Genomic DNA, 18143 nt, shown 5'->3' with positions numbered 1-18143 from the left:
GAAACAGCACGCGAGCGTATTGGACCGCATACCCGTAGTGCGGCGAGGGTGGCCCCGTCACCCGAGACGGAGGTTTCCGGCCATGCCGACCGAGCCGCTCATCCCGACCGAGCCGAACATTCCGGCTGAGCCGAACATTCCGGCCGAGCCGAACATTCCGACCAGGCCGACCGTTCCGGCCCGGTCCTCACGCATCAGGCGGGCCCTCACCGCTGCGCTCGCCGTGCTCGCTCTCGTGCCGCTCGCGGCCTGCGGCGAGGACGGCGGTGCCACGCCTTCGCCGCCGTCCGCGGAGGCCTCGCCGCCGTCCGCGGCGCCAACGGGGCGGGCCGCGGACGCGAAGCCGGTCGCCCGCGCAATCGAGCGGCTGGAGGGCGAGTTCGACGCGCGACTGGGGGTCTACGCAGTCGACACGGGCAGCGGGGAGGAGGTGGCGTACAACGACGGCGAGCGCTTCGCCTACGCCTCGACCTTCAAGGCACTGGCCGCCGGTGCGGTGCTGCGGAAGTACTCCCTGGGCGGGATGGACCGCGTGATCGAGTACTCCCGGGACGATCTGGTCGCCAACTCTCCCGTCACCGAGAAGCACGTCGAGACGGGCATGAGTCTCCGCGCACTGTGCGACGCCGCCGTCCGCTACAGCGACAACACCGCGGCCAACCTGCTCTTCGACGTGCTCGGCGGACCGAAGGGCCTCGACGCCGCACTCGAAGAGCTGGGCGACGACGTGACCCGGATGGAGCGCCGCGAGCCGGAGCTCAGCAGATGGGCACCGGGTTCCACGCGGGACACGAGCACGCCGCGGGCGATGGCCGGGAACCTGCGCGCCTACGCACTGGGGGACGTGCTCCGAAAGCGAGAGCGCGCCCAGCTCACGGACTGGCTGCGGCGCAACACCACCGGTGACGAGCTCATTCGGGCGGGAGTGCCCGACGGGTGGGTGGTCGGCGACAAGACCGGGTCCGGCAGCGGCTACGGCGTCCGCAACGACATCGCCGTCGTATGGCCCCCCGGTGGTGCCGCTCCCGTCGTCGTGGCGATCATGTCGAACCGCAGCGACGAGGACGCGGACCACGACGACAGGCTGATCGCGGAAGCGGCGTCCGTGGTCGTCCGCACGCTGGCGTAACCGGCGGCGGGGAGGGCCGGCCGTCCCGTCCGGGAGTTCGTCGCGTTCACCTGAACGGATACGGTCACCTGTGCGACCGGGACGCGTCGGCGCACCGTGTCTCTATGCGGCACCGCAAGCCGAAGCCCAGATGGCGCTCACGACTCGTGGTCGTGGGCCTTCTGCCGGTGGCCTTCCTCGTGACGTGGGACGAGCCGGTGCGGGAGGCCGCGTACTCGCCCCGACGTCAGGGCCCCGAGCGCGCGGGCACGTTCCCGGGCGTGCCCCGCCCGGAGGTGGTTCCGCGCAGCGGCTGGAACGCGGACGAGGAGATGGTGCGCGAAAGCGCCTCGCCCCTCGGCGGGGTCCGCAGTGTCTTCATCCACCACACCAACCAGCCGAACGACTACGAGTGTTCCGACGTGCCGCGCCTGCTGCGGATGCTGGAGAAGGACCACATACAGCGTGGCTGGGACGACCTGGGCTACAACTTCATCGTCGACCGCTGCGGCAAGGTCTACGAGGGGCGTGCAGGCGGACTGACCCGTTCCGTCGAGGGTGCGCACACCAAGGGTTTCAACGCCCACAGCATCGGCATCGCCGCGGTCGGCACGTTCCGGGAGGGGCAGAGGGTGCCGGAACCGATGGTCGATTCGATCGCGGCGCTCGCCGCCTGGAAGCTTCAGCGGGGCTCGGATCCACTGGGACGTACACGCATGACCTCGTCGAGTGACGCGAGCCGCTTCGACAAGGGCAGGAAGGCCGAGCTCCACGTCATATCGGGGCACGTGGACGCCTACACCACCGACTGTCCGGGCCCAGCGCTGTACGACAAGCTGGGGGAGATCCGGAAGAAGGCCCACCGGCTGCGGGCGCGGGCCGAGGCCGGGCAGCCCGAGTCCTCGGAGAAGGAGGCTCGCGGCCGTCACGGCGAGGGCGGGCGCGGGGACCGGAAGGGCATCCGCTGACCGGTACCCCTCCAGCGCCCGCCCACCGGTACCCCTCCAGCGACCGCCCCGTCCGCCTGGCCGCCGGCCGGTCCCGGTGCGCCCGGCTCGGCAGCCGACCCGGCTCGGCTGTTCAGCGCTCCAGGAATTCCAGCAGGTCGTTGTTGAAGGTGTCGTGGTGGCTGCCGTACAGCCCGTGCGGGTAGCCCGGGTAGATCTTCAGGGTCGGGTCCTTGACGAGCTCGGCCGTCTTCGGGGAGGCGGCCTGGAGGGGGACGATCTGGTCGTCGTCGCCCTGCGCGATGAGGAAGGGGACGTCGATCCTCGTCAGGTCGTCGGTGAAGTCGGTCTCGGAGAAGGCCTTGACGCAGTCGTACGCCGCCTTCAGGCCCACCGTCATGCTCATCATCCAGAAGGCGTCACGCGTGCCCTCGGAGACGTCCGAACCGGAGCGGTTGGCGCCGTAGAAGGGTCCGCTGAGGTCCTGGTAGAACTGCGAGCGGTCCTTGCGCAGGCCCTCGCGTATCTCGTCGAAGACCTCGATCGGCGAGCCCTCCGGGTTGTGGTCCGTCTTGAGCATGAGCGGGGGAATGGCGCTCAGGAGCACGGCCTGTGACACCCGTGCCGTCCCGTGCCGCCCCAGGTAGCGCGTCACTTCCCCGCCTCCCGTCGAGTGGCCGACGAGCGTGGCGTTGCTGAGGTTGAGGGTGTCGATCAGCTGGGAGAGGTCGTCTGCGTAGGTGTCCATGTCGTGGCCGCTCCACACGTCGGACGAGCGGCCGTGACCTCGCCTGTCGTGCGCGATGACGCGGTATCCGTGCGAGGCGGCGAAGAACATCTGCGGGTCCCAGACGTCCGCCGTCAGCGGCCAGCCGTGGCTGAAGACGACAGGGCGTCCCGAACCCCAGTCCTTGTAGTAGATCTCGCATCCGTCCCTGGTGGTCAAGGTGCCCATGACGGTCTCCTCTCGCCGGTTGGCTCCACTTCCACGGTCGCGCGAGGGCTGCGCCCTGCCACCGGTCATGTGGTCGCCCCGGGCAGCCGGACGGCCCGGACCGTCCGGCCCAGTAACCGGGGACCTGCGGGGCCGACCGGCCCGTCCACCACGGGAAGCCCTCGTTCCCGGACGCGTGCGAGACGTCGGCGCCGAGCGTGGGGCGGAGCCGGGGAGGGCGGCCGCGCGGACTCGGGAACCGGCCCGCACAACGGATGTCGCACGTCCCCTTCCGTGAACCCGTGTACTTCCATCGGGCGATACGCACATCGGCCGAGCGGACGGCGGGGACCGGTGCTCCATCTCCCCGCGCAGGGGCGAGCGCGTTCACGGCCATTCGTTCGAACTCGGCCGTGTGGACGGCCGGCTGAGGCGGTGACGGGGCCGGGGAGGCGGTGCAGGGCCGGACCGGAGGACCGCAACTCACGTGGCCGCGGGTGGAGTTGAGCTCGCTCCCGCATGTACGGGCGTACGTCGGGGCCCGGTTGCCCACCGATACGGGTCAGCCGCCGATCGGGCACCTACGAGTGAAAGCCCCCGAGGTGACGGTCCGACGGCCGTGCGCGGAGCCGTACTTGTGTACCCAGGGGGAAACCTGGGGAAACGCCCGGACGCCCGCCACGGCACCGCGTTCTCCGCCCCCGGCGCCACTAGATTGAGTACCTCGAAGATACGGATTGCATGATTTGGACTGTGAATTCAGTACATATTGACTGAGAGGACGCGGGGGTCGCATGGAGCCTCGGGAGCTGTGGGAACGGCACACGGTGTTGGCGAGAGCCTTCTGCCAGAGCGATGAAGAGGTACGGGCAGCGCAGACCACACTCGACGACGCGCAGACGAGCCGGGTCCGTTCACTCGCGGCGTTCGCCGTGGTGGTGGGGAACGACAAGGCAGTGGCCGAGATGCTGGGCCTGCACGAGCGCGAAGTACGCATCGCCCGCCGCACCGTGGGCCGTGACGACGCCCGCAGCCTCGCCGACGAACTGCTCATGCCGCCCCATCTCCAGCAGCCCGGCGCGCCCGACGACGCCGTGCGGACGCAGGAGACGCCGCAGGTCCGTACCGGCCACGGCGTCCCCGGCCATGCCGGTGGGCACGCGCAGCCGCCCCCGCAGGTCCCCGACGCGGTTCCGGCCCACGACCCCGCGCAGATGTACGGGCACGCGCAGGCTCAGCAGCAGGCGCAGGCCGCTCAGCACGCACAGGCGCAGCACCAGCAGCACGCGCAGGCACAGCAGTACCAGCAGGCCCAGCACCATCACGCCGTGCAGGACCAGTACCACCACGCCGTGCAGGAGCAGTACCAACAGCCGCACGAGCACATGCAGATGTACGACCAGTCGCAGATGCCCGACCACCTCGGCTGGTCGCCCGTGCAGGACGCGGTGCTCGTCGACGGCTGGCAGTCCGGCGTGGACCTGGAGATCCTCGCGCTCGAACTCGGCACCGACCTGCGGAGGTTGACTGCCCGCGCGCAGTATCTCTCCACACAGGGGCGCCTGTTCGTGCAGCCGGAGGAGACCAGCGGACGGCAGGGCGGCAAGCACCGCAGGGAGTCGGCTCCGTACTACTCGAACGTCCCGTCCTCCCAGATGAGCGCGCCGGGCGACATGCTCCTGCCCGACGGCCTGGTACCGGACGGCCAAGGCGGGTACTGGGCGAACTGGAACGAGATGCTGCCGGCCCCCCAGGGCTGACCGATCCCGCCGGCCCCCAGGGCCGACCGATCCCGCCGGTGGCCCGGGGCGCTGTCGTCCGGAGCCGCCGGGAGGCGGCGCGTTCCGGCGCACGCAAGCGTTGATACCGTGTACGCCCCGACCGCCGCGCTAGCGGTGAGCCCCTGATGAGGAGCCTGTGACGTGACCGCCCTCGCGCTGGGACCCAGTTGGCTCGATCCGGATTACCTGATCCAGACCTTCGGTCTGATCGGCATCCTCGTGATCGTCTTCGCGGAGTCCGGCCTGCTGATCGGCTTCTTCCTGCCCGGCGATTCGCTTCTGTTCACCGCTGGACTGCTGGTCGCCACCGATCAGTACCTGCACTACCCGCTGTGGCTGGTCTGCACGCTTGTGGTGATCTCCGCAGTGATCGGCGACCAGGTCGGCTACATGTTCGGCCGCAAGGTGGGGCCGGCGCTCTTCCGCCGCCCCGACTCCCGTTTCTTCAAGCAGGAGAACGTGGAGAAGGCGCACGAGTTCTTCGAGAAGCACGGCCCCAAGTCGCTGGTGCTGGCGCGCTTCGTGCCGATCGTCCGGACCTTCACGCCGATCATCGCCGGCGTGAGCCGGATGCGGTACCGCTCCTTCCTGACCTTCAACGTCGTCGGCGGTGTGCTGTGGGGTGCCGGCGTCACCCTGCTCGGTGCCGGGCTGGGGCAGATCGCCGCCGTGCGGAACAACATCGAGGCGATCCTCGTGGGCATCGTCGTGCTGTCCGTGATGCCGATCGTCGTCGAGTACGTCCGGGCCCGCAGGAAGAAGAAGGCGGAGCCGGACGCGTCCCGGCCGGGCGGCGCGCAGGAGTCCGCAGGAGCGGCGGAGCGGTCGGTTCCGGGCGCTGGCAGCTCGGAGGGTCCCGGCGACGGCCGCGGGCGTCACGCACGCCGCTGAACTCGGGCTTACTCCCGAGGGGGCCTCGCGACATCGACTGCGCCCCGCCGGTCCGGTTCTGCCGGACGGGCGGGGCGCAGTGCTGTGCGGGGAGGCGGAGCGGCCGGCCGCTCCGCCGCTCAGACCTTGCTCTCCTCCTTCTCGCCGCCGCTCTCTCCATGACCGTCGCTCTCCCCGGAGCCGCCGGGAACGGACGGGCCCGCCGGGCCTCCGGTGCTTCCCGGGCCCGCCGGGCGCCCGCGCCCCGCGAGCCGCCGCAGCCACGGCCACGCCAGCAGCAGGGCGATGACGACGTACACGGTCACGGCGAAGGGTGTGTCGACCAGCCCGGTCACGCTTCCGTCGCTGATCTGCAGCGCCCGCCGCAGCTGCTGTTCGGCGGCCGGGCCCAGGATGACGCCGATGATCGCCGGCAGCACGGGCAGCCCGAAGCGCCGCATCATGAGCCCGATGAGCCCGATGATCAGCAGGATCACCATGTCGATCGCCTCGCCGCCGACGGCGTACGCACCGACCGCCGCGAAGAAGAGGATCCCCGCGTAGAGGTACGGGCGGGGGATGCGCAGCAGCTTCGCCCACACCGGCGCCATCGGCAGGTTGAGGACGAGGAGCAGCACCATCCCGACGAAGAGGGAGGCGATCAGGCCCCACACCAGGTCCGGCTCACGCTCGAAGAGCAGCGGACCGGGCTGGATCCCGTACTGCTGGAAGGCGGCGAGCATGACCGCCGCCACCGCCGTCGTGGGCAGCCCCAGTGTCAGCAGGGAGACGAGCGTCCCCGCCGCGGAGGCGGAGGACGCCGACTCCGGCCCGGCGACACCTTCGATGGCGCCCTTGCCGAACTCGTTCTTGTGCTTGGAGAGCCGCTTCTCGGTGACGTACGAGAGGAAGGTCGGGATCTCCGCGCCGCCGGCCGGGATCGCCCCGAAGGGGAAGCCGATGGCGGGGCCGCGCAGCCACGGCTTCCAGGTGCGGCGCAGGTCGCTCCGGTCCAGCCACGGACGCCCCACCGGTATGGATTCGCCCGAGGTGTGGCGCAGCCGAGCCGCGACCCACAGCGCCTCGCCGATGGCGAAGAGCCCGACGGCGACGATGACGACGTCGATGCCGTCGGAGAGCTGCAGGCTGCCGAAGGTGAGCCGCTGCTGGCCCGTCATCTGGTCCAGGCCGACGAGGCCGAGGGTGAGGCCGATGAGCAGTGCCGCGAACCCGCGGATGCGCGAGCTGCCGAGGACCGAGGTGACGGCGATGAAGGCCAGCACCATGATCGCGAAGTAGTCCGGTGCGCCGATGTCGACGGCGAGCGAGGCGACCGTCGGCGCGAGCGCGACCAGCAGGATCGTGCCGATCATGCCGCCCGCGAAGTGGCCGACGGCTGCGGCTGCCAGCGCCTGCGATCCGCGTCCGGACTTGGCCATCGGGTTGCCCTCGATGGCGGTCACCACGGCGGCGCTCTCACCGGGGGTGTTGAGCAGGATCGAGGTGGTGGATCCGCCGAACATGCCGCCGTAGTAGATGCCCGCGAACATGATGAACGCGCCGATCGGATCGAGCCCGTACGTCACCGGCAGCAGCAGTGCGACCGCCATGGCCGGGCCGATGCCGGGCAGCACGCCGATCGCTGTGCCCAGCAGTACGCCGACGGCCGCCCACAGCAGGTTGAGCGGGGTCAGGGCCGTACCGAACCCGTCGAGCAGGGAGGAGAGGGATTCCATCTGTCAGAGCACCCCCATCAGCGGGCCGCCGGGCAGCGGAACGCCCAGCAAGGTGTTGAAGGCCGCGAAGGTGGCCAGGGACAGGACGGCCGCGATGAGGGGATCGCGCGTCAGGTTGCGGCTGCCGAGTGCGTACGCGGACCCCCAGAAGAGGAGCGCTCCCGAGATGGGGAAGCCGAGCGGGTCGATGAGGGCCGCGGTGGCGAGGAAGATCCCGGCGAGCAGGGCGACGGTGCGCCAGTCGCCGGGCTCGTCCAGGTCGACGTCCTCGCCTGCTTCGGCTTCGCCGCGGCCGCCGCGCAGCACGTCGACAGCGAGGACGACGGCCACCACCAGCAGCGCGACACCGACCGCCAGGGGGACGGTGCGGGGGCCGACCGGGCCGCGCTGGTTCGCGACGGTCTCCATGCCCAGGGTGTCGGTGAGCACGAGAACACCGACGGCCAGCAGCAGGAAGCTCACGCCGAGTTCGGAGCGGCCCCGCAGACGGTCACGCCAACCGCCTTGCGCCGGGCCGGGAGCCGACGTGTCCGGGGTGTCCGGCGCGGTGTCGGACGCCGCCGTCCGGCCGGGGGGTGTGGGTGCCGGGGACGGGGTCGTCATCCCTCGCCCACCTCCTTGAGGACGGACTGGACGCGCTCGTCCTGCGCCTCCAGGAAGCGGCCGTACTTCTCACCGGTCAGGTAGGCGTCGTCCCAGCCGTTCCGCTTGAGCGACTTCTCCCACTGCGGAGAGTCGTGCAGCGCGTCGAAGAAGCGGACGAGCTTGGCGCGTTCGGTCTCCGAGAGGCCGGGCGGCGCCATGATGCCGCGCCAGTTGGTGAACTCCACGTCCATGCCCGCCTCCTTGAGGGTCGGGGCGTCGAAGCCCTCGATCCGCTCCTTGCCGGTGACGGCGAGCAGCCGCAGCTCACCGGATTCGATCTGGTCCCGGTACTCGCTGATGCCGGAGATGCCGAAGGCGACCTTGCCGCCGAGCACCGAGGCGAGCAGTTCACCACCGCCGTCGAAGGGCACGTAGTTGACGGACTTGGGGGAGATCCCCGCGTCCCGCGCCATCAGCATCGGAGCCAGGTGGTCGGGTCCGCCGGCCGACGAGCCGCCGCCGACGGGCAGCTTGCCCGGCTTCTTCTTCCAGTCGGCGAGCAGCTGTTCGAAGGACGTGTACTCGGAGTCCTTCGAGACGACGACGATGTTCGGCTCCTCGACGGTCCGGGCTATGGGGGTCGCGTCCGCGAGCGTCGAGGGGGAGTCGTTGGTGCGTACGGCTCCGACCACGCCGAGGCCCATCGACATCGCCAGCTTGCCGTTGCCGCGCTCGTTGACGAGCCTGCTGAGGCCGACGGTGCCGCCCGCTCCGGGCAGGTTGTACACCTCGACGTTGTGGTTGAGCCCGGCGTCCTCGGCGTCCTTGGCGGCCGTACGCGCGGTGATGTCGTAGCCGCCTCCCGGGGTGTTGGGCACCATGAACTGCAGCCCGGGGATGTTCGTCCCCGTCTCGGCACCACTGCCCGTGGTGATCAGCGGGGGGCCGATCAGCACGAGCAGCGCCGCCCCGACGAGGGACATGAGGGTGCGCTTGCGCACGCGGGGCACCGCCTTCCGTGTGTGAGGTCCTGCTGGGGACGGCCCACATGCTGCACGGGGTGCGCGGAGGTTTCGCCCCCTGTGCGCGAAAGAACTTAATGATCGTTGTGTTCATTGTGTTCACGGCGGAGTCCGTACGGGTTTCTGGAGCGCGAACTCCGTTACGCGAACGGTGAGTTGGCCGGGCATGCCCTGCCGCACCCCCTCCGCACAACGTGCGCGCGGGGCGGCTCTACGCTTCCGTCATGCTGCGACTGCGAGTGATCACCCCGACGGCAAGCACGGAGGACGTCGTCTCCCTGCTGCGGACGACCGTCGGCACCGCCCACCTCGTCGTGCTCGCGGGAGCCGCCCGCGATCCCGAGGGGGATCTGGTGATGTGCGACGTCGCCCGCGAGGCGGCGGACGGGCTGATCGCCGAGCTGAAAGGGCGCGGCCTGGACACCCACGGCGCGATAACCGTCGACGACATCTCCCTGTCGCTGTCCGCGAGGGCCGAGCAGGCCGAGGTGGACGCCCCGGGTGAAGGCGTCGACGCCGTGCTGTGGGAGTCGCTGACGGATGCGACGCACGAGGAGTCCCGGCTGTCGGTGACGTACCTGGCGTTCCTGGTCCTGGCCACGATGCTCGCCGCGTGCGGTGTGATGCTGGACAGCGCCATCCTGATCGTCGGAGCCATGGCCGTCGGACCGGAGTTCGGACCGCTGGCGGGGGTGTGCACGGCACTGGCGCGCCGCAGGGCGCGGCTGCTGTGGCGTCCGCTGACCGCACTGACGGTCGGCTTCCCCGTGGCCATGCTCGCGACCGGAGCCTTCACCCTTCTCATGGACGCTGCGGGGCTCTTCTCCGAGCGGCAGTACCGGCAGCCGCACCCCGTCAGCGAGTTCGTCTGGCATCCCGATCTGATGTCGTTCGTGGTGGCCGTACTGGCGGGCGTCGGCGGGATCCTCTCCCTCACCTCCGCCAAGTCCGGCGCGCTGGTGGGCGTCGCGATCTCGGTGACGACCGTGCCGGCGGCGGCCAATGCCGCCCTCGCGCTCAGCTACGGAGACGTCCCCGACGCCGTCGGCTCGATGCAGCAGCTCGCCCTCAACCTCGCGGGCATCCTCCTCGCCGGGACGCTGACCCTGCTGGCGCAGAAGCTCTTCTGGGCCTGGCAGCGCGGCCGGACGTGCGGACAGGAGCGCCCCGTCTGACGCGGAGCGTCCCGCCGGACACGGGAACGCCCCGTCACGGCCGGGCCGTGACGGGGCGCTGCGAATCCGCGAAGGGTACGCGGAGACGGATCAGCCCTTGCGGGGAGCCGCGTCCGCCGGCTCGCCGTCCTCCTCGGAGCCGGGACCGTAGTCGCCGTGGCCGGGACCCGCGTCAGGCGGCAGGCTGTCGCCCTCACTCGGGCCGATGCGGATCTCGAAGTCGCCGCCGTACTTCTCGTGACCTGCGATGACCGCGGTCTCGACGGCCTCGTCGCCACGCTCGCCGACGATGATGACCCGGTCACGCCGCAGGTCGCGGGTGAGCGCGATGCACATGCCCACCATCACGATCGTGAACGGCACCGCCACCAGGATCGTCAGGTTCTTCAGACCGTTGAGCGCCGTGGCTCCGCCACCTCCGACCAGCAGCATGATCGCCGCGACCGCACCGGTCAGCACACCCCAGACGACGACGACGTTCCGGCTGGGCTCCAGCGTCCCCTTCTGCGAGAGCGTCCCCATGACGATGGACGCCGCGTCGGCACCGGAGACGAAGAAGATGCCGACGAGGATCATCACCAGAAGGCTGGTGACACTCGCGATCGGGTACTCGCGCAGTACCGCGAAGAGCTGGCCCTCCGCCGTCGACTCGTCCGTGATCTTCGCTCCGCCACGCTCGAGGCTGATCGCCGTACCACCGAAGATCGCGAACCAGACGAGGCTGACGACGCTCGGGACCAGGATGACGCCGCCGACGAACTGGCGGATCGTACGGCCCCGGCTGATGCGGGCGATGAACATGCCCACGAAGGGCGTCCAGGAGATCCACCACGCCCAGTAGAAGACCGTCCAGCCGGCCAGCCAGTCCGCGACGCCCTTGCCCGCCGTGTCGTCCGTACGGGCGGCCATCTGCGGCAGTTCACCGATGAACGAGCCGATGGACGTCGGCAGCAGGTTGAGCATGAGGATCGTCGGACCGACGATGAGGACGAAGAAGGCCAGCAGGCCGGCCAGCACCATGTTGATGTTGGACAGCCACTGGATGCCCTTCTCGATGCCGGAGACCGCGGAGGCCACGAACGCCAGGGTGAGGACCGCGATGATGGTCACCAGGATCGGGGTGCCGACGCTGGAGGACCAGTCGACCTCCTTCACGCCGCTGCCGATCTGGAGCGCACCGAGACCCAGCGAGGCCGCCGACCCGAAGAGCGTGGCGAAGATCGCCAGGATGTCGATGACGCGTCCGAACGCGCCGTTGGCGTTCCGTTCCCCGATGAGCGGGGTGAAGACGGCACTGATCGTCTGCCGCCGTCCGCGGCGGAAGCAGCTGTACGCGATGGCCAGGCCGACGACCGCGTAGATGGCCCACGGGTACAGCGTCCAGTGGAAGAGCGTCGTGGCCATTGCCGTTTCCAGACGCTCGGGCGCGGGCGCTCCGGCGCCTCCCGTCCCGGGCGGCGGCGTCGCGAAGTGCGTGAGCGGTTCGTTGACGCCGTAGAACATCAGGCCGATGCCCATGCCCGCGCTGAACATCATCGCGACCCATGAGACCGTCCGGAACTCCGGCTGCTCACCCTCCCTACCCAGAGTGATCTTCCCGTACCGGCTGAAGGCCAGCCAGAGCGAGAAGACCACGAATCCCGAAGCGGCGAGCACGAATGCCCAACCGCCGTTGTGCATCGTGCTGGTGAGCATCGTCGACGAGACACTCTCGAGCGAGTCTGTGGCGACGGCCCCCCACACGATGAAAGCGAGCGTCAGCAGGGCTGTCACGCCGAACACCACTCTGTCGGTCTGTGGCGCCGATGACGCCCTCAGACCGCCAGAGGCGCCCGGCGGCTCCTCTGTCGCGTTCCGTTCCACCCGTTTATCCGGCACGCTGTGGACCTTTCAGTTCTCGGATTTGCTCGAATCTGGAGCAGCTACCCGACTATCTGATCAGCATGCCGTCAGGGCAAGTCTTTGTCGTCAGCCGCGTACGACGAGTGACGCCAGCAGCTCCTCGGTCGCAGCGGCCACGCGTTCCACGGCCAGTTCGAAGGCCTCGGCGTTGTGCGCGGCCGGCTGCCGGAACCCGGACACCTTGCGGACGTACTGCAGTGCTGCCGCTCGGGTGTCCTCCGAGGTCACGGTCTCCGTGTACGGGGGGCGCAAGGTCTTGATGCTTCTGCACATGCTTCCGACGCTACGCCCGTCCGGCCCTGCCCGGGAGGCCCCTGCGGCCCCGGCGGCCCCGCGAACCGCAGCGATCCCGGAGCCGGAGCCCCCCGGCAAGGGCCGGAACCGCCGGGGAGACCGGTGCGGTTCAGTGGACATCCGCGCCCAGCGGTTTCACCTGCCCCTCCACCATGGCCGCCAGCCCGTTGATCGCGCTGAGCGAGGGCTGGTCCGCGATCTGCACGGGCATCCCGGTACCGGTGCGCAGCCGCTCGTCGAGCCCGGGCAGCTGGGCACTTCCGCCCGCCAGCACCATGCCGCGGTCCGCGAGGTCCGCGACAAGGTCGGGAGGGCAGTTGTGCAGGACGGAACGGATGGCGTCGGAGAGCCCGGTCAGCGGAGCCTGTATGGCCGCCCGCACGTCGTCGGGGTTGATGCACACGGTCCTGGCCATGCCGGTGGCCACGTCGCGGCCCCACACCTCGGTCGCCGCCGCCGGATCGCCCCCGCCGGTGAGGGCCAGGTGCAGCGGACGTACGGCCTGGCTCGGCAGGATCAGCTCGTGGTGGTTGCGCAGATGCTGGATCACGGCGTGGTGGATGGTGTCGCCGCCGAGCGGGACCGTCGTAGCGGAGACGATCGCCCCCAGCGACAGCACGGCGATCTGTGTCGTGGTGGCGCCGCAGACCAGGATCATCGTGGCCTCCGGCTGCTCGACGGGCAGCCCGCAGCCCACGCCCGCCGCAGTGGGGGTGTCGACCAGTTCGACCTGCTTGGCGCCGACCCCCGTCATGGTCTCCACGGCTGCGCTGCGCGCGAGCGGATCCGCGTTGTGCGGAATGGTCACGGCCGCGCGCTGCATGGCGCCCCGGCGGCGCCACGCACGGCGGACCGTCGTGCCGACCAGGGCGCGAAGCATCCGCTGGGCCATCTCGATGTCGACGACGGTGCCGTTGCAGACGGGGCGTACGACGCGGATGTGGCCCGGCGTCCTGCCGTCCATGCGTTCGGCCGCCGTACCCACGGCGATCAGGGCGCCCGAGAAGGTGTTCACGGCGACGACCGACGGTTCGTCCACGACCAGACCCGTCTGCTTGATGTGTACACGGGTGCGGGCGGAGCCGATGTCGACGGCGACCGAGCAGCGGCGCAGTTGATCAAGGGGGTTGGTCACGGTGAGTCCCATCCTTGCCGGTGCGTGGGAGAGGCCGGACCGCGCGCGCGTCGACCCGTTCCTCAGCGTGCACTCGGCCCTCCCGCTACGCCCGCTGGGCTGGACCGGCCGGGTGACCTCCCGGCCGGCCCCGGTGAAGTGCCCGGTGGCGGTCAGTGCTGTGGCCGGGAGGGTTGCCGGGCGTCGCGAGCCGGTGGACCTTCCCGGTCGCAGCACTGGGCCGGCTAGGAGGTGGGTGCCGCGGGCTCCGGCACGGACGGGGACTGGTCGAACTGCGTCCGGTACAGCTGCTCGTAGCGTCCGCCGAGCGCCAGCAGTTCCTCGTGGGTTCCCCGCTCCACGATCCGGCCGCTCTCCAGGACGAGGATGAGATCCGCGGCCCGTACGGTCGACAGCCGGTGCGCGATCACCAGGGATGTGCGGCCCGCGAGTGCTTCGCCGAGCGCCTCCTGCACGGCGGCCTCCGAGGTGGAGTCAAGATGGGCGGTCGCCTCGTCCAGGATCACGATCCGGGGCCGGGCCAGCAGCAGCCGTGCGATCGTCAGCCGCTGGCGCTCGCCGCCGGAGAGGCGGTAGCCGCGCTCCCCGACGACCGTGTCCAGGCCGTCGGGCAGCGAGGCGACGAGGTCCCGCAGGCGGGCACGGCGCAGCGCCTCCCACACCTCCGCCTCGGTGGCCTCGGGACGCGGCAGCAGCAGGTTGGCCCGGATGGTCTCGTGGAAGAGGTGCCCGTCCTGGGTGACGACGCCCAGGGTGCGGCGCAGGGAGGCGGCGCTCAGGTCGCGTACGTCGGTGCCGCCCACGCGTACGGTGCCGCTGTCGGCGTCGTAGAGCCGCGGCGCCAGGGCGGCGATGGTCGACTTGCCCGCGCCGGAGGAGCCCACGAGCGCGACCATCCGCCCCGGTTCGGCCCGGAAGGAGATGTCGTGCAGCACTTCCTCGCCGCCGCGGGTGTCGAGTGTGGCGACGTCCTCCAGCGAGGCCAGTGACACCTTCTCGGCGGGCGGATAGGCGAAGTGGACGCCGTCGAACTCGACGGAGACCGGGCCGTCCTGCACCGCCGCAGCATCGGGCTTCTCCGCGATGAGCGGCTTCAGGTCGAGGACCTCGAAGACGCGCTGGAAGCTGACCAGCGCGCTCATCACCTCCACCCTGGCTCCGGCGAGGGCGGTCAGCGGCGCGTAGAGCCGCGTCAGCAGCAGGGCGAGGGAGACGACGGCGCCCGAGTCGAGGGAGCCGCGCAGGGCGTAGTAGCCGCCGAGGCCGTAGACGAGCGCCAGTGCGAGGGCCGAGACGAACGTCAGCGAGGTGATGAAGACGTGCTGCACCATGGCCGTGCGTACGCCGATGTCCCTTACGCGGCCTGCCCGCCGGGCGAATTCCGCCGACTCCTCCCGCGGACGTCCGAACAGCTTGACGAGCGTGGCACCGGGGGCGGAGAAGCGCTCCGTCATCTGGTTGCCCATGGCGGCGTTGTGGTCCGCCCGTTCACGCTCCAGCCGTGCCAGCCGTGCGCCCATTCGCCGCGCGGGAAGCACGAACAGCGGCAGCAGTACGAGCGCGAGCAGCGTGATCTGCCACGACAGCCGCATCATCACCGCCAGCGTCGCCAGCAACGTCACGAGCTGGCTGACCACTTGGGAGAGCGTGTTGCTGAACGCGCGTTGTGCGCCGATGACGTCGTTGTTGAGGCGGCTGACGAGAGCGCCGGTGCGGGTCCGGGTGAAGAACGCCACGGGGAGCCGCTGCACATGGTCGTAGACGGCGGTGCGCAGGTCGAAGATGAGGCCCTCGCCGATTCCCGCCGAGAGACGACGGGTGAGGAGTCCCGTGGCGGCTTCCGCCACGGCGATGCCCGCGATCACGGCCGCGAGTACGGCGACGGTGCGTGCCGGGGCACCGTCCTCGATCGCGTTGACGACCCTGCCGGCGAGCAGCGGGGTGGCCACCGTCAGCAGCGCCAGGATGCTGCTGAAGACGAGGAACGCGATCAGTGGCCGGCGGTGGCCGCGGGCGAAGCGCGCGATGCGGAGCAGGGCGGCGCGTGAGACGGGGCGTCTCTCCTGCTGGGCGAAGCGTGAGGAGTACAGGGCGTGCCACGCTGTCGACTCCATGCTCATGGGCTCTCCTGAGGTGCCGGTACCGGGTGGGCGGCGTACCGGACGACCGTAGAAGTTGAAGCTCGATTCAAGTCAAGGAGTGCTTCCCCGCGTCGCCCCCGGCGGGGCGGCGGACGGGCTCGCAGACCGGTGACGGGCGCGGGGAAGCGGAAGCACGGGACTCCGGGTGAGGGGCGGTCAGCAGTCCGCAACCCGCTTTGACCGGCTGTGATGGCATGGCGACAGGCGGTCGTGCACGTGCATCGGCACATGCATAGGCACATGAACGAGGCTATGATCCGAGGCAGTTGAAGGACAACGGTGTCCGTACCGCGCACTGTGCGATCACCCCCCACCGCACCAGCCCGGGAGAACCAAGTGCCTCACCCGTACAACGGCATGGCCGCCAGGGACCTGCACGGGGCCGTGTGGCAGAAGAGCCGGCACAGCAACTCGCAAGGCACCTGTGTGGAGTTCGCCAAACTGCCGGGCGGCGAGATAGCAGTACGCAACTCCCGCTTCCCGGACGGTCCGGCGCTGGTCTACACGCCCGCCGAGGTCGAGGCGATGCTCCTCGGCGTCAAGGACGGCGAGTTCGACCACCTCGTACAGGGCTGAGACCGGCACTCGTACAGCGCTGACACCGGCACGGGCAGCGCCGGGGTCGTCACGAAGGACGCCGGCGGGGCGGCGGAGGGTTGAGTCCGTCCCCGCACACTCGGGTGCTCGGCTTCCGCGTGCCCCGAACAGGCCGACGGGAAGGGACGGTTGCGCCAGGCTGCGCCTTGCGCGCGCTCAGCGCGGGGTGCTCACGCCGGCGTGATCCGGAAGAGCGCCCAGACCACCTTGCCGCGCATCATCCCCGTCAGCGGATGCCAGCCCCAGCCGTCGCTGAAGGACTCCACGAGGCAGAGACCGCGACCCGACTCGGCGGTGAAGTCCACATACTCGGTGCAGTTGTTCGTGGTCGTCTCGGGCGGCGCGCCGCTCGGGTCGCGTACGGCGCACACCAGCCGCGCCGCCCAGCGCATGAGGTCGAGCCTCACCGGAGAGGTCAGTTCCGGTGAGGTGGCCAGTGCAGGGAGACCGTGGCGCAGGGCGTTGGTCACGAGCTCCGAGACGACGAGGGCGACGGTGTCGAACTCACCCTCCAGCCGCCAGCGTTGCAGGGTCTCGCGGGTGAAGTCCCGGGCGCTCTTCACCGCGTCGAAACGCGGTGGCAGCGCGCAGGTGGCAGACCCGGAGACGGTCGAGTGGTCGAGCTGCGGGAGCCCGCGCCACAAGGGCTCCAGCACGGTCGATCCTTCGGTCCCCATGACGAGCCACTCCTGGCTATCGCGGCAGTGATGATCCTGTGTGGATCCGGTCGGCTTGCTGTCCCGATGGGTCTCGCTGTTCCTCGTTCGCCATACCCCGTATGCCACAACTGTGCTGACATGCAGCGCACTTGTGCGATCCCCATGGTTGCCAATGCCCACAGCAGATGCAAGGGCAGATGCACGTGCACGCACGACTTTCGATCGTGTGTAATCACCCGGGCACGCAACGAAGCGCATTGATGGCACACTTCCCTCAGGGCAGGGGTGAAGGGTTTCTCAAAATGGAGACACAACCGGCAATGGGTGCGAGTGGCGGCGCAATCGGGGCGAGTGGCTCGAGCGGGTCGATGGTGCGACGTATCCTGCTCGGCTCCCAGCTGCGTCGTCTCCGTGAGGCCCGCGGTGTGACGCGCGAAGCCGCGGGCTACTCGATCCGTGCTTCCGAATCGAAGATCAGCCGGATGGAACTGGGCCGGGTCAGCTTCAAGGCCCGTGATGTGGCCGACCTGCTCACCCTGTACGGAGTGGTCGACGAGGCCGAGCGCGAACCGCTGCTCGGTCTGGCGAGGGATTCGAGCATAGCCGGGTGGTGGCACAACTACAGCGACGTGCTGCCCGGCTGGTTCCAGACCTACGTCGGCCTCGAAGGCTCCGCCTCGCACATCAACACCTACGAAGTGCAGTTCGTCCACGGCCTGTTGCAGACCGAGGACTATGCTCACGCGGTCGTCACCGCCGGGCACCGGGAGCACATCGCCGAGGAAGAGGTCGACCGCCGCGTCGCCCTCCGGATCGAGCGCCAGAAACTGCTCATCGGTGAGAACGCCCCGCAATTCCTGTGCATATTGGACGAGGCGGCATTGCGGCGCCCGTTCGGCAGCCACGCCATCATGGACGCCCAGCTCCGGCACCTCGCCGAAGTTTCCGAGGCGCCGAATGTGACGGTTCAGGTCGTCCCGTTCGAACTCGGCGGACACCCTGCGGAGAGCGGCGCGTTCACGCTGCTGCGTTTTCCGGAGTCCGACCTGAACGATGTCGTGTATCTGGAGCAGTTGACGAGCGCGCTCTACCTGGACAAGAAAGATGAAGTCGCCCACTATGACCAGGTGTTGGCCAGACTCGTGAAGAACAGCCTCTCACCTGCGCGGACGCGGGATCATCTGAATCGAATCCGCCAAATCGGCTGAGTTGCAAGTACGATGACTGGCTATCAGTACGAGGTTGTGCTGTGCTACG

16 protein-coding genes are annotated in these 18143 nt (G+C 69.9%); 7 read left to right on the top strand and 9 right to left on the bottom strand.

Features of this window, described 5'->3' with window-relative positions:
* Positions 1–82: 82 nt before the first annotated feature.
* Together bla and ACFPA8_RS14240 are read left to right on the top strand one after the other, a co-directional pair.
* Complete coding sequence (bla, locus tag ACFPA8_RS14245; RefSeq protein ID WP_386447887.1) at positions 83–1129, top strand: class A beta-lactamase; 1047 nt, start codon at positions 83–85, stop codon at positions 1127–1129.
* A gap of 104 nt (positions 1130–1233) precedes the next feature.
* On the top strand, positions 1234–2076 hold the full coding sequence (locus ACFPA8_RS14240; RefSeq protein WP_386447885.1) for a peptidoglycan recognition protein family protein: 843 nt from the start codon (positions 1234–1236) through the stop codon (positions 2074–2076).
* 112 nt (positions 2077–2188) lie between these two features.
* Here the strand turns inward: ACFPA8_RS14240 and ACFPA8_RS14235 are convergent, their stop codons facing one another.
* Positions 2189–3010: an alpha/beta fold hydrolase gene (locus ACFPA8_RS14235; RefSeq protein ID WP_386447882.1), complete on the bottom strand. Its 822-nt coding sequence runs from the start codon at positions 3008–3010 to the stop codon at positions 2189–2191.
* Between the two features lie 773 nt (positions 3011–3783).
* Between ACFPA8_RS14235 and ACFPA8_RS14230 the strand changes: the two genes are divergently transcribed.
* Together ACFPA8_RS14230 and ACFPA8_RS14225 are read left to right on the top strand one after the other, a co-directional pair.
* Positions 3784–4749, top strand: coding sequence for a hypothetical protein (locus tag ACFPA8_RS14230; RefSeq protein WP_386447879.1), 966 nt, complete (start codon positions 3784–3786; stop codon positions 4747–4749).
* A gap of 162 nt (positions 4750–4911) precedes the next feature.
* Positions 4912–5661 carry a DedA family protein gene (locus tag ACFPA8_RS14225; protein WP_386447876.1) on the top strand — a complete coding sequence of 250 codons (750 nt, stop codon included), beginning with the start codon at positions 4912–4914 and terminating at the stop codon, positions 5659–5661.
* Between the two features lie 119 nt (positions 5662–5780).
* On the opposite strand, the gene ACFPA8_RS14220 is transcribed toward ACFPA8_RS14225, so the two are convergent.
* The 3 genes from ACFPA8_RS14220 to ACFPA8_RS14210 are packed head-to-tail and all read right to left on the bottom strand — an operon-like array spanning position 5781 to position 8962.
* Entirely contained in the window at positions 5781–7376 is a 1596-nt protein-coding gene (locus ACFPA8_RS14220) for a tripartite tricarboxylate transporter permease (RefSeq protein ID WP_386447873.1), read from the bottom strand.
* Between the two features lie 3 nt (positions 7377–7379).
* On the bottom strand, positions 7380–7979 hold the full coding sequence (locus tag ACFPA8_RS14215) for a tripartite tricarboxylate transporter TctB family protein (RefSeq protein WP_386447870.1): 600 nt from the start codon (positions 7977–7979) through the stop codon (positions 7380–7382).
* Positions 7976–8962 carry a Bug family tripartite tricarboxylate transporter substrate binding protein gene (locus ACFPA8_RS14210; RefSeq protein WP_386447867.1) on the bottom strand — a complete coding sequence of 329 codons (987 nt, stop codon included), beginning with the start codon at positions 8960–8962 and terminating at the stop codon, positions 7976–7978. The genes ACFPA8_RS14215 and ACFPA8_RS14210 overlap by 4 nt, the downstream gene beginning before the upstream one ends.
* A 245-nt stretch (positions 8963–9207) precedes the next feature.
* Between ACFPA8_RS14210 and ACFPA8_RS14205 the strand changes: the two genes are divergently transcribed.
* Positions 9208–10158: a DUF389 domain-containing protein gene (locus ACFPA8_RS14205; RefSeq protein ID WP_386447864.1), complete on the top strand. Its 951-nt coding sequence runs from the start codon at positions 9208–9210 to the stop codon at positions 10156–10158.
* 90 nt (positions 10159–10248) lie between these two features.
* Here ACFPA8_RS14205 and ACFPA8_RS14200 read toward each other — a convergent pair whose 3' ends face one another.
* The 4 genes from ACFPA8_RS14200 to ACFPA8_RS14185 form a co-directional block, all read right to left on the bottom strand.
* Positions 10249–12036: a BCCT family transporter gene (locus ACFPA8_RS14200; protein ID WP_386447861.1), complete on the bottom strand. Its 1788-nt coding sequence runs from the start codon at positions 12034–12036 to the stop codon at positions 10249–10251.
* Between the two features lie 90 nt (positions 12037–12126).
* Complete coding sequence (locus ACFPA8_RS14195; RefSeq protein ID WP_386447858.1) at positions 12127–12333, bottom strand: DUF2277 domain-containing protein; 207 nt, start codon at positions 12331–12333, stop codon at positions 12127–12129.
* 130 nt (positions 12334–12463) lie between these two features.
* Entirely contained in the window at positions 12464–13489 is a 1026-nt protein-coding gene (locus ACFPA8_RS14190) for a rod shape-determining protein (RefSeq protein WP_386447855.1), read from the bottom strand.
* A 224-nt stretch (positions 13490–13713) separates the two neighbouring features.
* Entirely contained in the window at positions 13714–15609 is a 1896-nt protein-coding gene (locus ACFPA8_RS14185; protein WP_386447853.1) for an ABC transporter ATP-binding protein, read from the bottom strand.
* A gap of 357 nt (positions 15610–15966) precedes the next feature.
* On the opposite strand from ACFPA8_RS14185, the gene ACFPA8_RS14180 reads away from it, so the two are divergent.
* Complete coding sequence (locus tag ACFPA8_RS14180; RefSeq protein WP_386447850.1) at positions 15967–16206, top strand: DUF397 domain-containing protein; 240 nt, start codon at positions 15967–15969, stop codon at positions 16204–16206.
* A gap of 191 nt (positions 16207–16397) precedes the next feature.
* On the opposite strand, the gene ACFPA8_RS14175 is transcribed toward ACFPA8_RS14180, so the two are convergent.
* On the bottom strand, positions 16398–16904 hold the full coding sequence (locus ACFPA8_RS14175) for an ATP-binding protein (RefSeq protein WP_386447847.1): 507 nt from the start codon (positions 16902–16904) through the stop codon (positions 16398–16400).
* Positions 16905–17227: 323 nt separating this feature from the next.
* On the opposite strand from ACFPA8_RS14175, the gene ACFPA8_RS14170 reads away from it, so the two are divergent.
* A complete protein-coding gene (locus ACFPA8_RS14170; protein ID WP_386449432.1) occupies positions 17228–18094 on the top strand; it encodes a helix-turn-helix domain-containing protein in 867 nt (288 codons plus the stop codon).
* Positions 18095–18143: the final 49 nt, after the last annotated feature.

This window comes from Streptomyces ovatisporus, assembly GCF_042653885.1.
GTDB lineage: Bacteria > Actinomycetota > Actinomycetes > Streptomycetales > Streptomycetaceae > Streptomyces > Streptomyces ovatisporus.
The sequence above is the reverse complement of the archived record's forward strand: the minus strand, read 5'-3'. Positions and strand labels throughout refer to the sequence as shown.

Bases quoted from the DNA above. Each gene is read 5' to 3' on its own strand.
- ACFPA8_RS14240 (WP_386447885.1), top strand. From the start codon at position 1,234: ATGCGGCACCGCAAGCCGAAGCCCAGATGGCGCTCACGACTCGTGGTC.
- ACFPA8_RS14175 (WP_386447847.1), bottom strand. From the start codon at position 16,904: ATGGGGACCGAAGGATCGACCGTGCTGGAGCCCTTGTGGCGCGGGCTC.
- ACFPA8_RS14220 (WP_386447873.1), bottom strand. From the start codon at position 7,376: ATGGAATCCCTCTCCTCCCTGCTCGACGGGTTCGGTACGGCCCTGACC.
- ACFPA8_RS14215 (WP_386447870.1), bottom strand. From the start codon at position 7,979: ATGACGACCCCGTCCCCGGCACCCACACCCCCCGGCCGGACGGCGGCG.
- ACFPA8_RS14185 (WP_386447853.1), bottom strand. From the start codon at position 15,609: ATGAGCATGGAGTCGACAGCGTGGCACGCCCTGTACTCCTCACGCTTC.
- ACFPA8_RS14230 (WP_386447879.1), top strand. From the start codon at position 3,784: ATGGAGCCTCGGGAGCTGTGGGAACGGCACACGGTGTTGGCGAGAGCC.
- ACFPA8_RS14205 (WP_386447864.1), top strand. From the start codon at position 9,208: ATGCTGCGACTGCGAGTGATCACCCCGACGGCAAGCACGGAGGACGTC.
- bla (WP_386447887.1), top strand. From the start codon at position 83: ATGCCGACCGAGCCGCTCATCCCGACCGAGCCGAACATTCCGGCTGAG.
- ACFPA8_RS14235 (WP_386447882.1), bottom strand. From the start codon at position 3,010: ATGGGCACCTTGACCACCAGGGACGGATGCGAGATCTACTACAAGGAC.
- ACFPA8_RS14195 (WP_386447858.1), bottom strand. From the start codon at position 12,333: ATGTGCAGAAGCATCAAGACCTTGCGCCCCCCGTACACGGAGACCGTG.